Annotated in this window: 17 protein-coding genes and 1 tRNA gene; 8 read left to right on the top strand and 10 right to left on the bottom strand. The window is 48.4% G+C overall.

Going from position 1 to position 12,669, the window contains the following annotated elements:
- The 4 genes from APA10_RS07690 to APA10_RS07680 all read left to right on the top strand — a co-directional run.
- A partial coding sequence (locus APA10_RS07690) for a lysozyme (protein ID WP_035367350.1) occupies positions 1–253 on the top strand: 253 nt, incomplete at its 5' end.
- A gap of 42 nt (positions 254–295) precedes the next feature.
- Positions 296–454, top strand: a complete 159-nt coding sequence (locus APA10_RS15135) for a hypothetical protein (RefSeq protein WP_170164625.1) — start codon at positions 296–298, stop codon at positions 452–454.
- 65 nt (positions 455–519) lie between these two features.
- Positions 520–1,212: a hypothetical protein gene (locus APA10_RS07685; protein WP_035367454.1), complete on the top strand. Its 693-nt coding sequence runs from the start codon at positions 520–522 to the stop codon at positions 1,210–1,212.
- 76 nt (positions 1,213–1,288) lie between these two features.
- Positions 1,289–1,498, top strand: a complete 210-nt coding sequence (locus APA10_RS07680) for a hypothetical protein (RefSeq protein WP_035367457.1) — start codon at positions 1,289–1,291, stop codon at positions 1,496–1,498.
- Positions 1,499–1,556: 58 nt separating this feature from the next.
- Here the strand turns inward: APA10_RS07680 and APA10_RS07675 are convergent, their stop codons facing one another.
- Both APA10_RS07675 and APA10_RS07670 read right to left on the bottom strand, forming a co-directional pair.
- Positions 1,557–2,771, bottom strand: a complete 1,215-nt coding sequence (locus tag APA10_RS07675) for a PIN domain-containing protein (RefSeq protein ID WP_035367452.1) — start codon at positions 2,769–2,771, stop codon at positions 1,557–1,559.
- Between the two features lie 160 nt (positions 2,772–2,931).
- Positions 2,932–3,096, bottom strand: a complete 165-nt coding sequence (locus APA10_RS07670) for a ribbon-helix-helix domain-containing protein (RefSeq protein ID WP_170164626.1) — start codon at positions 3,094–3,096, stop codon at positions 2,932–2,934.
- Between the two features lie 120 nt (positions 3,097–3,216).
- On the opposite strand from APA10_RS07670, the gene APA10_RS15400 reads away from it, so the two are divergent.
- The 3 genes from APA10_RS15400 to APA10_RS07655 all read left to right on the top strand — a co-directional run bounded on the left by APA10_RS15400 (position 3,217) and on the right by APA10_RS07655 (position 5,072).
- Positions 3,217–3,660, top strand: a complete 444-nt coding sequence (locus APA10_RS15400; protein ID WP_250697630.1) for a hypothetical protein — start codon at positions 3,217–3,219, stop codon at positions 3,658–3,660.
- Positions 3,657–4,412 (top strand): phage antirepressor KilAC domain-containing protein, encoded by a 756-nt coding sequence (locus APA10_RS07660; RefSeq protein WP_035367448.1) that lies wholly within the window; start codon positions 3,657–3,659, stop codon positions 4,410–4,412. The genes APA10_RS15400 and APA10_RS07660 overlap by 4 nt, the downstream gene beginning before the upstream one ends.
- A gap of 69 nt (positions 4,413–4,481) precedes the next feature.
- A complete protein-coding gene (locus APA10_RS07655; RefSeq protein ID WP_035367446.1) occupies positions 4,482–5,072 on the top strand; it encodes a hypothetical protein in 591 nt (196 codons plus the stop codon).
- Positions 5,073–5,387: 315 nt separating this feature from the next.
- On the opposite strand, the gene APA10_RS07650 is transcribed toward APA10_RS07655, so the two are convergent.
- Positions 5,388–5,462 (bottom strand) — tRNA-Val (locus tag APA10_RS07650).
- A gap of 122 nt (positions 5,463–5,584) precedes the next feature.
- On the opposite strand from APA10_RS07650, the gene APA10_RS07645 reads away from it, so the two are divergent.
- Positions 5,585–6,316, top strand: a complete 732-nt coding sequence (locus APA10_RS07645; RefSeq protein ID WP_003630979.1) for a YoaK family protein — start codon at positions 5,585–5,587, stop codon at positions 6,314–6,316.
- A gap of 13 nt (positions 6,317–6,329) precedes the next feature.
- Here APA10_RS07645 and trpS read toward each other — a convergent pair whose 3' ends face one another.
- The 7 genes from trpS to APA10_RS07610 form a co-directional block, all read right to left on the bottom strand.
- On the bottom strand, positions 6,330–7,325 hold the full coding sequence (trpS, locus tag APA10_RS07640) for a tryptophan--tRNA ligase (protein ID WP_003630976.1): 996 nt from the start codon (positions 7,323–7,325) through the stop codon (positions 6,330–6,332).
- Between the two features lie 33 nt (positions 7,326–7,358).
- On the bottom strand, positions 7,359–7,823 hold the full coding sequence (locus APA10_RS07635) for a c-type cytochrome (RefSeq protein WP_003623872.1): 465 nt from the start codon (positions 7,821–7,823) through the stop codon (positions 7,359–7,361).
- A 60-nt stretch (positions 7,824–7,883) separates the two neighbouring features.
- A complete protein-coding gene (locus APA10_RS07630) occupies positions 7,884–8,381 on the bottom strand; it encodes an FKBP-type peptidyl-prolyl cis-trans isomerase (RefSeq protein ID WP_012813070.1) in 498 nt (165 codons plus the stop codon).
- Positions 8,382–8,426: 45 nt separating this feature from the next.
- Positions 8,427–9,668 carry an argininosuccinate synthase gene (locus tag APA10_RS07625; RefSeq protein WP_003623870.1) on the bottom strand — a complete coding sequence of 414 codons (1,242 nt, stop codon included), beginning with the start codon at positions 9,666–9,668 and terminating at the stop codon, positions 8,427–8,429.
- A gap of 110 nt (positions 9,669–9,778) precedes the next feature.
- The gene (gene rlmN / locus APA10_RS07620; RefSeq protein WP_003630973.1) at positions 9,779–11,005 is read right to left on the bottom strand and encodes a 23S rRNA (adenine(2503)-C(2))-methyltransferase RlmN; all 1,227 of its coding nucleotides are present in this window, start codon (positions 11,003–11,005) and stop codon (positions 9,779–9,781) included.
- Positions 11,006–11,125: 120 nt separating this feature from the next.
- The gene (locus tag APA10_RS07615) at positions 11,126–11,707 is read right to left on the bottom strand and encodes a hypothetical protein (RefSeq protein WP_050923564.1); all 582 of its coding nucleotides are present in this window, start codon (positions 11,705–11,707) and stop codon (positions 11,126–11,128) included.
- 137 nt (positions 11,708–11,844) lie between these two features.
- Entirely contained in the window at positions 11,845–12,582 is a 738-nt protein-coding gene (locus APA10_RS07610) for a TlyA family RNA methyltransferase (protein WP_035366569.1), read from the bottom strand.
- Positions 12,583–12,669: the final 87 nt, after the last annotated feature.

Genomic DNA, 12,669 nt, shown 5'->3' with positions numbered 1-12,669 from the left:
ACCGCAGATCCTGCGGCTGGTGCGTGTGCCGCTGACACCCGGCCAGCAGGCCGCACTGTTGGATTTTACTTACAACCTCGGATTGCCCGCGCTGGCGGGATCCACACTGCTGAAGCTGCTGAACGCGGGGCAGGGGAATGCCGCCCGCAATCAGCTGCTGCTGTGGAACCACATGCACCGCAACGGCCAGCTGATCACCGTGGCCGGCCTAACGCTGCGGCGGCGTGCCGAATGGCAGCTGTGGGCCAGCTGATCCGATTCCTGAAAAATTCCTACTGAAAGCGACATCATGTTCATGACTGAACGCGAACTGACCCGGCTGGCTGATCTGATTGTAGAGCGGCTGGAAAAACGCGGCCTGTGCATTGCAGCGCCCCGCAACGGCCAAGCTCTGGTGGTGGAAGACGTGAGCGTCAACACGCTGCCCGCAAGCCTGCGTGGCGCACAGGGCTGAACAGCCAGAAACCCCCGATATTTCACACACACAGGGCATGCACAGCGTGCCCGAAAGGTAGATCCATGAACTTGTCCCGTATTAGCGCATATCTGCGCCAGCCCACTACGCTGTTTGCCCTGTCTCTTATTCTGGGGGATCTGGTGACCACATGGTTTAACGTGATTCCGGCCGGTGGCTCTGTGGCCATGCTGATTGCTGCATTGCCGCTGCTGGGCAGTGATAACAGCGGCATTATTGCAGCACTGCTGGCCAACAAGGCGGATCTGGAAAAGGCGCTGAATGCAGTGGCGGCCCATAAGGACATTGGCCCTACGGCTGCAAAGGTGATTGCCGATGCCGTGCCGGCCAGCACGATTCTGGCGGCCGCAACATCTGCCATTGCCAATTCCACTGCCGAAGCAGCACCCAAGAAAAGCAGCGCGGCTTCTGCTGTGGCCGGCGTCATGCTGCTTGGTCTGGTTGGCACCAGCCTGATGGCGTGCGGATCTGATCAGCTGGTGCAGCGCCAGCAGTCTGTTTACGGCCTGAGCCTGTCTTACGCGGCAGCAGCCCAGCTTGCGGCTGACTATGAAAAGAACCCGGCCGCAGATCCGGCTGTGGTGGCAAAGCTGAAGCCAGCTTTCCAGACCGCGCATGACCAGATCAAGCCGCTCGATGACGCCGCGGCAAAGGGTGATCCGCTGTCTGAGGCTGAGGTTGAGGCCGCACAGGATGCCCTGGACGCAGCCCGCAAGCTGCTTCCTGCCAGCAAGTAACCATTTTCCCGGCATCACGAAAATGATCCGCAAGGGTGTCGGCATGACCGACACCCTTTTTTATTGTTTGCCAGAAATGGCGGAAAACCAAGGAAAAACCACCATGAATTACGCAAGCATTGCCATTGCTGCTGTTGAAGCTCTTGTCGAAAACGGCCCGGTGATTGTGGAAGATATTTCCGCGCTGCTGAAGCCGCTGAAGGAAGGCCGCGCACCCACTGCGGATGAATGGACCTTTGCGGAAAAGCAGCTTGATGCCGCTAATGCTGCTGTGCAAGCTGGGTGATATAAATTGCTTAAGTAACGAGAGTTATTCCATGGAATAACTCTCGTTATATTTTACTCTAAAAACCAAGAGACTGATTTAAGCTATCAATCTCCTTTACTGTTTCTCTTAATAAAAGCATCTTCTCAGACAAAACTTCATTCGTTGGAGCCATTGTTCCGTCATCTAGAATTATAGGACCTTGCCCTTTTGAATTAGACAATCTCTCAAATATATCTTTAATTTCCATATTTAATCTTTTCGCTCTATTTTCTAGATTAATTTTTTGAACCAATAGTATATGCTGATCTTTTCTTGAACTTTTTCTAATATTCTCATTTAAAGAATTAAAATTGATTTTTTCTAATGCATTGAGTGTTTGCTCTAATTTTTGAACTTGCTCTACAGCTTTGCGTTCTGCATTGAATTTTTTCAACAAAGCCGATAATGGAAGTAAATACAAAGATTTTCCGCCAGATACTTCTCTATATTCAGAAATCAATTCTGGACGTGGTTGAATAGGCAATTTTTGTTTGACCCACCAATCAGCTTTTGATTCTTCTGTAACAAATATGCAGTGTTTTTGGCGAATTTTAGCTTCTTGTAAAATTGTACGCCAAATTAAATAGTCACCTATTCCGCCATCTTCTTTTTTATCATCTTTATATCCTGGGCCAATTTGGAATCGTTTCCGTTTTTCAAATTCTTTTACAATTTCAATACGTTCGCTTTTTTCTATATTAAGTTCACAAATGCAATCCGTAAGATATTTACGATATAAAATAGATACAGGATCCGCTCCAATATTATCTTTTAAATCTTTGATAATTATTGATAGTTTTTCTTCTATTTGCTTTCCTTTGCTTGTAATTTCTTTCGATATTTCTTTCACCTCTTTGTAATTTTGATTTTTTTCTAATATTGGTATAGGATTTTGAAAAATTTGTATATTGGAGTTATTGATAGCAGTTGTAATTTTATTGACAATTTCACCTATTTTTTCACTACGCTTTTTATAGAATTCACGAACAACTTGCCCTGGAACAATAAGTTTTCCGCTCTCGGCAAGCTCTTTATAAACTTTCCCTATAGCGTCCATAGATTGTGACGTAGTTTCAAAAGGTAAAAGCAAAACATTGGCATCAAGCACAACAATGTAATCATTATCTAAATCAGAAAGAGGGACATGCTCGTGAGTTAATAATGCTTTTGCGTCAGGATAAAGATCTGTGAGCCAGAAAGCATCATCTGCTTTGGCTTGCTCTGCATTATTTTTTTGAGAACTTCCTGACATAGATATTTACTCTTTAAAATAAAGTAACACTTACTTATGAAGGTATAATCATGCACGAAATATTTATGCCTCCATAGTGCAATATATTTATATGATAAATAAAAAAATATTATAAATTATCGATATATTTCCTATAGTTCAGTTTTGATTCTTTCTTTTGCTATGCGGTGTTTTCTGCTTTTTCCAATCCCAACTTAATAAGCTGCCGGATTGCTTCTGCTTCCGTTTTAATACGGTTTGCAAAGCGATAGTTTTCTATTTCCTGCACCAATTCTTTGGGCATGGATACGAGTTTACGAGTGGTGGTTTCAGAGTTCACAGCCATGTAGGTGATATAAAACATATCACTGTTGACTGACAATAGATATCAGTGATATCACCATTGCGGCGAGAACGAGAGGTGGAGCTCTGGTTCTCGCCTAACCTCAAGCAAGGGAGTACACCCATGCCCAAGGCTGATGCCTTATTTAACACAAATCGCCGTTCCTTACTCGCGGGAATTATAGCTGCGCCTATTGTGGCTGTTCTGCCAGCAACAGCGGCTGAATCCGTGCCATCTGATGCGGTGTTTTTTGCCCATTATCAGAAGTTCAATGCAGTTTTCCGTGCAGTAAGAGAAATGAGCCGTCTGCCAGAACCACCGGCCAACACGCCAGAAGGAGAGGCCTACGAAACCAGATTTGATGCGTTGGTTTCAGAAGAATGTCGTCTTTTGTCAGAGCTTGCAGCCATGCCAGCCCATACGGCACAGGGGCAGCGCATAAAAGCAGAGCTCATTCTCAAATTGCTGCCAGAACATATGACGCATAGCGTGATTGCTGAATATGACAGTAACACACAGCTTGTGCTGTCTCTGGCGCGTGATCTGGTGCGGGAGACAGTGGCATGAGCAACCTTATCCCATTCATTTTTGAAGATCAGGCCGTGCGGGTCATTACCCGTGATGGTGAACCGTGGTTCGTGCTGGCAGATGTGTGCGATGTGTTGGGAATTACCAATAACCGCAATGCAGCGGCTCGCTTGGAAGAAGACGAAAAAGCTGATGTCCATATTATGGACACCAGCTCCACAGGCGTCACTCAACAGCGGATGGTTACAATCATCAACGAAAGCGGGCTGTACCGTCTTATTCTCACCAGCAGAAAAGCTGCTGCCAAGCGGTTCAGTAAATGGGTTACGGGGGAGGTGCTGCCCAGTATCCGCAAAACAGGCGGTTACATGCTGGCCGCGCCAGAAGAAACGCCGGAAGAACTGGCCCTGCGTGCCATGACAGTTTTGCAGGCAACGGTAGAGCGCCAGAAACAGCAGCTTGCCGAAGCACAACCCAAGGCAGAAGCGCATGACAGGCTAGCCGGAACAATAGGCAGCATGAGCGTAACAGAGGCCGCAAAAGTGTTGCAGGTTAAGCCGAAGGATCTGTTTACGTGGCTTTCCTGCAACCGCTGGATTTACCGGCGGCCGGGCAATGCCAACTGGCTAGGCTATTCCAGCCGCACCACCAGCGGAGATCTGGTGCACAAGGTCACCACCGTTCTCAAACCCGATGGCTCGGAGCGCGTGGCCGAGCAGGTGCGCATTACTCCACAAGGGCTCACAAAGCTCGCCAAACTCATGCCAGAACGGCTGAACGCAGTGGCATAAACACACGGCTGCTCTGCCTGTCTTGACTTATTCCTCCATGTGGTGTTTCTCTTTACTGAGAAACTTTACATGGAGGAACGTATGTTGAAATTTAGCGACCTTGATGAATACCTAGAGTATTACAAAGAACATCAAGGACCTGCGCTTATCCCTATCGAAACGGCGGCTTACTACCGTGATGTTGTAAAAGAGACAGCAAAACGCATGATTGCAGATGGTCGTTTTGAAGGTGTTGAAATTGAGGGAGATTTATTCGTTACTGTTGATAGTTACATGAAGTTAAAACAGATAGATGAAGATAGAGAATCAAAAATACGTAGTGTATTAGAAGACTATGCAAGAAGGGGCGAAGTTGTAACCTATGCTCCAATCATGGATATTCTAGGTTTAAACCACAAGATGTCTTCTGATCGCAAAATCATAGGGAAAATTTTAGGAAGTATTTCTGAAAAAACTTACAATGAGCATGAGATATTTTTGACTGCGATTGTGCATAGGAAATATGGAAATAAAACAAAACCGGGCAAAGGTTTCTTTGAATTGGTAAAGATTGTTACCGGGCAGGAGCTAGAAGGTGACGAGATAGAAGAAACAGAAAAAGAAACTCGTAAGGTATTTGATTTTTACAAAACCTCTCGGAAACCAGCCCGAAAAAGCTAATTACCTACGCGGCCTGTTCAGCAATGATGCTGCTGGAGCAAACCCCTCCAGCAGCATATCTGCCCATTCCTGAGCCAGCTCACGCTTTCTTTCCCGATACTGGGCCCAGTTATATGCTGCTTCGGTCTTCGGGGCGCTTTTTCTTCATGATGGATGAGACAAGCAAGCCCGCTTAAACAGGCTCCGAATCGTGCACGGATTTTGCACCACTTTAACAATAGTTTGGCAGTTTTAATGGGGATAAAATGTCTTTGCGAGGGATAAAGCCTTGCGCCCGTAAATAGGCTAACACCCGCAGAAATCTAGGAAAAACCGTGGTGGGTGCGACAGGGATTGAACCTGTGACCCCCGCCGTGTGAAGGCGATGCTCTACCGCTGAGCTACGCACCCGGTCTGCGAGAGTTTAATATCTGTCCCCGAGATATTTGGCAAGGGGCCTTTCACATAAAAAGTGTAAAAAAAACAGCGCAATGGCATTGCTTTGCATCATTAAAGCGGAGAAATTCTAGATCATGCTTTTGCGAGAAAAAAGTCAGCGCAGTTTTCAGATGAACCGGCAACTTGGTAGTTCTCTTGCCGTGGTGGCTGGAGCTGTAAATGTGCTGGGCTTTCTGCAATTTGGATATTATTGCGCCAATATGACAGGCAACGCATCCAGCCTGGCCCTAAAAATAAATGCTTTAGATGTTAGAGCTGCTTTTTTGTGTTTGGCGTTAATCACAAGTTTTGTTTTGGGCGCTATTGTTTGCACCGTTTTAGTGAATATGGGGCGGCGCAAAGGGTGGGGTGCTGTATATGCTTTTAGCTTGGTGTTAGAAGCAGCTATCCTTGTGGCTTTAGGTGTTAAATCTATTTGGTTTACGCAGGCAGGCGTGCCAGACGGTGCTGCTGCGTTAGTTCTAAGCTTTGTTATGGGGTTACAAAACGCCACAGTAACGCGCATTTCAGGCTCCGTTGTGCGTACAACTCACGTTACCGGAATGTTGACGGACCTTGGTATAGAAATATCAGATTGGCTCGAATCTTTTTACCATCAAGTTGATGATGAATATTTAGATATTATTAAAAAACGTTTATGGCTACATGCACAAATTGTATTTTGTTTTGTTGTGGGAGGTATTCTTGGTGCCGTAGGCTACATGCATTGCCAAAAATACATTTTATTTATAGTAGCAATTATTCTTGTTGCTTTGGCAGCGCCAGGCATTCTTGAAAATGCCCGGACATCTGCCCATAAAAAGTAGTGTCAATTTTCGTTTATTTTAGAAAACCAACAAGCTTTTCAGCTTCAGCAACAATAGGCTCTGCAATGCTTTGTGCCCGTTGCGCGCCAGAATGCAGAGTTTTCAGCAAATAGCTTTCATCTTGCAAGAGCCGTGTGGTTTCTTGTCCGATAGGAGCAATGGCGTTGACAACAACTTCCGTCAGCGCGGCTTTAAATGGGCCAAAACCTTGGCCTGCATGCTCTTTCAGCACCTGCTCAACAGGAATATCGGCCAAGGCTGCGTAAATGGAAACAAGGTTTTTTGCTTCCGGGCGTTCAGCAAGGCCTGCGATATCTTCAGGCAGGGGATCAGAATCTGTTTTTGCGCGGCGGATTTTCAAAGCAATCGCATCAGCATCGTCGGTTAATTCAATCCGGCTTTGTGCAGAAGGATCGGATTTAGACATCTTTTTGGTGCCATCACGTAGGCTCATAATACGTGCAGCTGTAGGTGGAATAAGTGGTTCTACCTGCGGAAAAAACTCTACTTTGTAATCATGGTTGAATTTTTGGGCGATATCATTGGTAAGTTCCAGATGTTGTTTCTGGTCTTCCCCCACAGGCACATGCGTAGCCTTATACGCTAAAATATCGGCTGCCATAAGGTTGGGATAAACATATAGACCAGCTGAATGATTTTCGCGGTCTTTTCCTGCTTTATCCTTAAATTGCGTCATACGGTTCAGCCAACCTATTCGAGCAACGCAATTAAAAATCCACGCTAGCCGCGCATGGGCAGAAACAGCAGACTGATTGAAGAGAATGTGCTTATCAGCATCAATGCCTGTTGCAAGCAGGATAGCAGCCTGTGTTAAGGTGTGTTCGCGTAGTTTTTCCGGGTCCTGCCACACGGTAATAGCGTGCATGTCTACAAGGCAGAAAATGCACTCATAGTTTGCCTGCAAATTAACCCAGTTTCGAATTGCCCCAAGGTAATTACCTAGTTGAGGAATGCCAGAGGGCTGAATACCAGAAAAAATACGCTGCATAAGAAAAGTATCACCACATGTTATGGGAACAGATTATGGGATTGGATGTGTGCGATCCAGCTCTTCCCGTTCGCCTGCCACTTTGCCAGCTGATTTTCTATCAGCCCGCGCAGTTGCAATATCTGCCGCGCTTATTGTTGGGGCAGGTTTTAGGTTTCCACGCTGTGAAAGCCAAGTCAGAATAGCCGCTACTTCTTCATCTTTAAGGTAGCGGAAAGGGGGCATTTCTGCGCTATAAGCCGCACCATTGGCTTTGATAGGCCCGCTTACGCCATTCATAAGTACATCAGCCAGATATTTGCGGCCCTCTGGGGTGCTGGCAATCTGGTCAATACGGTTTACAAGTGGAGGAACAGAGCCCGGCATGCCATCGCCGCCATGATGGCAAATGCCACAATTGGTGCCGTAAAGGCTGGAGCCGCTTTTAGGTGAACATGCAGCTACAAAAAGCAACATGCCGCCACATAAAAGGCGATACGCAAAGCGTGAAGAAAGCATGGGCAGAAACCCAAGCGGGTTCCTGAACTTCAAGAACCCGCATTATCAGGAGAGTTTATATCAGGGCGAATTATGCGCGTGTTCTACACCCAAAAGCTGGATGCGGAAAATCAGCGGGCTATCTGAAGGGATAATACCCATGGATTTATGCCCATACCCAAGTTCTGGGGGAACATACAGCATCCATGTATCGCCCACATGCATCAGAGGCAGCGCTTCCATCCAGCCCTGAATCAGGCCAGCAAGAGGCATTTGCATATAAGCGCCGCTGCCATGCTGGTCTGAGCTATCAAAGATAGAACCGTCTGGCAGTCGCCCTTCATAAATAAGCATCATGCCATCACCCGGGCGTGGCTGTTCACCATCCTTGGGGCCAGATTCCAGCACTTTATAGGCTAGGCCATCTTTCAGAACAGTTACGCCAGGTGCAGAGCGCAGCTTTTCCATCTGCTGAGCAGGCGTAAGTTCCTGTTCTTCCTTGTGGGAGCCACATGCCGTAAGAGATACGGCCAAGCTGGCCGCAAGCATGCAGGGGATAAGAGAAAAGCGACGGATCATGATCTTCTTCAACACCTTCTGATGGATGGTGGAAAAGTGGTACCCTTATAGGGCACCACCTTTACGCCCGATCTGCGCACCCAGACGCAGGCGCAGAGCATTCAGCTTAATAAAGCCTTGAGCATCCTGCTGGTTGTATGCGCCTTCATCATCTTCAAACGTCACAACGCGGGCATCATACAGGCTGTTCGGGCTTTCACGCCCAACGCAGATAACGTTGCCCTTGTATAGTTTGAGGCGAACACGCCCTGTAACAGAATGCTGGGAGGCATCGATAAGAGCCTGCAGCATCCGCCGTTCTGGGGAGAACCAGAGGCCATTATACAGAATGGAAGCGTAGCGCGGCATCAGGCTATCTTTAAGATGCATGGCTTCGCGATCCAGCGTGATGGATTCCATGCTGCGATGGGCTGTCAGCAGGATAGTGCCACCGGGTGTTTCATAAATCCCGCGGGATTTCATGCCAACAAAGCGGTTTTCCACCATATCCAAACGGCCAATGCCGTTTTCTTTGCCCAACTCGTTCAGACGGGTCAGCAATGTCGCGGGAGACATAGCCACGCCGTTAATGGCAACGGGGTCACCGCTTACAAAATCAATGGTGATTTCTGTGGGCTTATCCGGAGCAGCTTCTGGAGAGATTGTGCGCTGAAACACAATTTCTTCTGGAGCAACAGCAGGATCTTCCAGAACTTTCCCTTCGGACGAAGAGTGCAGCAGATTGGCATCTACAGAGAAGGGGGCTTCACCGCGCTTGTCTTTGGCAATCGGGATCTGATTTTCTTCAGCAAATGCAAGCAGACGCGTGCGGGATGTCAGATCCCATTCCCGCCAAGGAGCAATAACCGTGATGTCTGGCTTGAGGGCATAATATGCCAGCTCAAAACGAACCTGATCGTTGCCTTTGCCGGTTGCGCCATGTGCCACGGCATCTGCGCCAACAGCTTCTGCAATTTCAATCTGGCGCTGTGCAATCAATGGGCGCGCAATGGATGTGCCCAGAAGATACTGGCCTTCATATAGGGTATTGGCCCGGAACATGGGAAAGACAAAGTCCTTCACAAATGTTTCGCGCAGATCTTCAACGAAGATTTCTTTTACGCCAAACATTTCCGCTTTTTTGCGGGCTGGTTCCAGTTCTTCCCCCTGGCCCAGATCAGCCGTAAAGGTAACAACCTCGCAACCATAGGTGTTCTGGAGCCAGCGGAGGATAACAGATGTATCCAACCCACCGGAGTAAGCCAGAACAACCTTTTTGACGTCTTTCCGGGCGGAAGTCGGGCCCATGAGGCAGATCTCCTGATATATAAATCTGTAACTATGGCTTTCCTCCTATCACTGCAGGAGGCGCGTAACCAGAGTGCATTCGCCCACCAAGGGCTGTTTATGCGGAAAAATTATTCCGAAACAGGTACAGAACTTGCGCGTGCGCGTTCACTTGCCGTTTTCAACTGCCCGCAGGCTGCCAAAATATCTCGTCCACGAGGTGTGCGGATGGGGGAGGCAAATCCTGCATTCATAACAATTTCTGCAAACCGGTTTTGCTGTTCCCGCGTGGAAGGTTTGTAATCGCTACCCGGCCACGGATTGAACGGAATAAGATTTACTTTTGCCGGAATGCCAGAAATCAGGCGCACAAGTTCCCGCGCATCGGCTTCGCTATCGTTTACGCCGCGCAGCATAATATATTCAAATGTAATGCGGCGGGCATTGCTGGCAGCAGGGTAGCGCCTGCACGCCGCCAACACTTCCTCAATCGGGTACTTTCTGTTTAGCGGCACAATTTCATCACGCAGATCATTCCTTACTGCGTGCAGGGAAACCGCTAGATTGATTCCGAGTTCATCGCCACACCGATCCATGAGCGGCACAACGCCGGACGTAGAAAGTGTGATGCGCCGACGAGAAAGCCCAATGCCTTCACCATCCATGATAATTTTCATGGCTTTGGCGACATTTTCATAATTGTAAAGAGGTTCTCCCATCCCCATCAGCACGATGGTAGAGAGAAGGCGAGGCGTTTCGCCTTTGGGGCTGGGCCATTCTCCGTAGGAATCTCGTGCAGCCATGAACTGACTGACAATTTCTGCCGCCCCGAGGTTGCGCACCAATTTTTGCGTGCCTGTATGGCAAAAGGTGCAGGAAAGTGTGCACCCTACTTGCGATGAAATGCAGACGGCGCCACGGTCTTCCCGCCGATCAGGGATGTAAACAGTTTCGGCTTCCTGCCCATCACGAAAACGGAACAGAAATTTACGTGTTTCATCCGATGATGTCTGAACTGTAGCAGCTTCTGGGCGACCAATAATAAACCGTTCAGCCAATTTTTGCTGAAGAGGTTTGGCTATTGTGCTCATCCGAGAAAAATCTGTCACACCCTGATGATAAATCCAGTGCCAGAGCTGTTTGGTGCGGAAGGGTTTTTCACCAATTTCTGTCAGAATATCCGTGAGTTCATCGCGTGAAAGCCCAACCAGGTCTCTTCGTCCATCGGATAGAGTGGCGGATGGGGGGCTAAAAAGCGCAGCCTTGGCCAAAATGCGTGAACGTTCTTCCGCGTTCAGATCGGTAAGGGCTGAACTGTTAGCGTCAGCTGATGTGGAAGTATAAGTGCGGGAAGACATTGCGGATATGCTGCTACATAAAGGGAAAGGAAGGCGGGTATAACAAAAAAAGAGGCTGATAGATACCAGCCTCTTTTATATATGCGCATCAGTATGCTGTCTGGGCGTGGCCCTTACACGTTAATTGCTTTCTTTCAGGGCGGAGCGCAGCCATGGTGCAATGGTAATTTTGGAAGCGTCCATGCCATCCAAAATCATGCCAATGGTTTGCGCGGAATATGAATCCGGCTTGGTATCAGCAGAAATCGGGAAGGCTGGCCGTGCAATTTCCAAAGTCATGGCAGGTTCTGCTGTATCTGCGGAGCTTGCGCTCGCAGGTGTAAAGCCATCTGTCTGGATATTGGCAGATACAGTAACTTCCCGCGCATCAGGGTTTTGTCCAAAATACAGATACGCATATGTTGCCGCGGCAGAAAGAACATCTTTCATGGCCAGCCGATAACGATTGTTCGTATTGGAATCATGCGCTTGCAGTGTCGCTGGGTCTGCCTGGATCGAAAGCGTGCCTGCGCGTACATCATCATGCAGGATCAAACCGTCCTGCTCGTACCCGCGTAAAAGCGTATTACCAACTTCCGTTGCCTGCATGTTTTGGGCAGAAGCAGAAGCGTGGGATGCAGAATGAAAAACTGGAGCTGCCAGTGCATGGCCGCTTGTAAATGCAAGGCAGGCGACGCCAAACAGACCTGCAATTTTGCGCATGAGATGCTTGCCCTTCTTCTTGGTGATAACTGATGGAATGATCACAAAGAAATGTGGCAAAAAAATTGATGTGCTGCCATGCAAAAAAGGCAGGGAAACCTGAAAATTTAATTTAGTGTTACAATCCGTAGCATCCGCTAGATGCGTTGAGCCGCGATAAGGAACTCTCTATTTCCTTCTGGCCCGGTAATAGGGCTGGGCTCAATTCCCAGAACTTTCCAGCCGGGAAGGTTGCTCCACCAAGAAAAAATGGTTTCGCAAACGGCGTCATGCACCGCAGGGTCACGCACAACGCCCTTGGCTCCTATCTGATCACGCCCGGCTTCAAACTGGGGTTTGATCAACGCAACAGCCCAAGCATTTTCTGTGGTAAGAGCCAGCGCGGCAGGAAGCACCGTGCGTAGGCCGATAAAGCTGGCATCACACACAACCACGGAAGGGGCTTCTGGTATGGTTGTATTATCCAGATATCGGGCGTTGCACTTTTCCAGCACAGTTACGCGCGGGTCAGACCGCAATTTCCATGCTAATTGTCCGTGCCCAACATCAACAGCGTAAACATGTTTAGCACCGTTGGTAAGAAGTACATCTGTAAACCCACCGGTTGAAGCGCCAACATCCAAGCAAATCCGCCCTTCCGGGGAAAGACCAAAATGCTCAATGGCATGGGCCAGCTTGCAACCACCACGAGACACCCAAGGATGTTCCTGCCCACGCACTTGCAACGGAGCATCTTCCGGAACCTGATCTCCAGCCTTGGCTACGCGTTTTTCACCAGAAAACACAAGCCCAGCCATAATGAGAGCTTGTGCTTTTGTGCGGCTTTCAACCAACCCCCTGTCTACAAGGAGCTGGTCAACACGACGTCGTGCCATATCAAATCAGGCCATCTGTTCCGTAACATCAACGCCCAACGCGCTTAGAGCGGTTCCGACGATGTGCGGAGCGGAGAGACCGGCCTC

It is taken from the genome of Acetobacter pasteurianus subsp. pasteurianus LMG 1262 = NBRC 106471, assembly GCF_000285275.1.
Lineage (GTDB): Bacteria > Pseudomonadota > Alphaproteobacteria > Acetobacterales > Acetobacteraceae > Acetobacter > Acetobacter pasteurianus.
Note: the sequence above shows the minus strand (reverse complement) of the source record. Positions and strands in the feature narration are given on the sequence as shown.

Bases quoted from the DNA above. Each gene is read 5' to 3' on its own strand.
- APA10_RS07675 (WP_035367452.1), bottom strand. From the start codon at position 2,771: ATGTCAGGAAGTTCTCAAAAAAATAATGCAGAGCAAGCCAAAGCAGAT.
- APA10_RS07655 (WP_035367446.1), top strand. From the start codon at position 4,482: ATGGAGGAACGTATGTTGAAATTTAGCGACCTTGATGAATACCTAGAG.
- APA10_RS07615 (WP_050923564.1), bottom strand. From the start codon at position 11,707: ATGCGCAAAATTGCAGGTCTGTTTGGCGTCGCCTGCCTTGCATTTACA.
- APA10_RS07625 (WP_003623870.1), bottom strand. From the start codon at position 9,668: ATGGGCCCGACTTCCGCCCGGAAAGACGTCAAAAAGGTTGTTCTGGCT.
- APA10_RS15135 (WP_170164625.1), top strand. From the start codon at position 296: ATGACTGAACGCGAACTGACCCGGCTGGCTGATCTGATTGTAGAGCGG.
- APA10_RS15400 (WP_250697630.1), top strand. From the start codon at position 3,217: ATGCCCAAGGCTGATGCCTTATTTAACACAAATCGCCGTTCCTTACTC.
- trpS (WP_003630976.1), bottom strand. From the start codon at position 7,325: ATGCAGCGTATTTTTTCTGGTATTCAGCCCTCTGGCATTCCTCAACTA.
- APA10_RS07630 (WP_012813070.1), bottom strand. From the start codon at position 8,381: ATGATCCGTCGCTTTTCTCTTATCCCCTGCATGCTTGCGGCCAGCTTG.
- APA10_RS07635 (WP_003623872.1), bottom strand. From the start codon at position 7,823: ATGCTTTCTTCACGCTTTGCGTATCGCCTTTTATGTGGCGGCATGTTG.
- APA10_RS07645 (WP_003630979.1), top strand. From the start codon at position 5,585: ATGCTTTTGCGAGAAAAAAGTCAGCGCAGTTTTCAGATGAACCGGCAA.
- APA10_RS07670 (WP_170164626.1), bottom strand. From the start codon at position 3,096: ATGGCTGTGAACTCTGAAACCACCACTCGTAAACTCGTATCCATGCCC.
- APA10_RS07660 (WP_035367448.1), top strand. From the start codon at position 3,657: ATGAGCAACCTTATCCCATTCATTTTTGAAGATCAGGCCGTGCGGGTC.
- APA10_RS07685 (WP_035367454.1), top strand. From the start codon at position 520: ATGAACTTGTCCCGTATTAGCGCATATCTGCGCCAGCCCACTACGCTG.
- APA10_RS07680 (WP_035367457.1), top strand. From the start codon at position 1,289: ATGGCGGAAAACCAAGGAAAAACCACCATGAATTACGCAAGCATTGCC.
- APA10_RS07610 (WP_035366569.1), bottom strand. From the start codon at position 12,582: ATGGCACGACGTCGTGTTGACCAGCTCCTTGTAGACAGGGGGTTGGTT.
- rlmN (WP_003630973.1), bottom strand. From the start codon at position 11,005: ATGTCTTCCCGCACTTATACTTCCACATCAGCTGACGCTAACAGTTCA.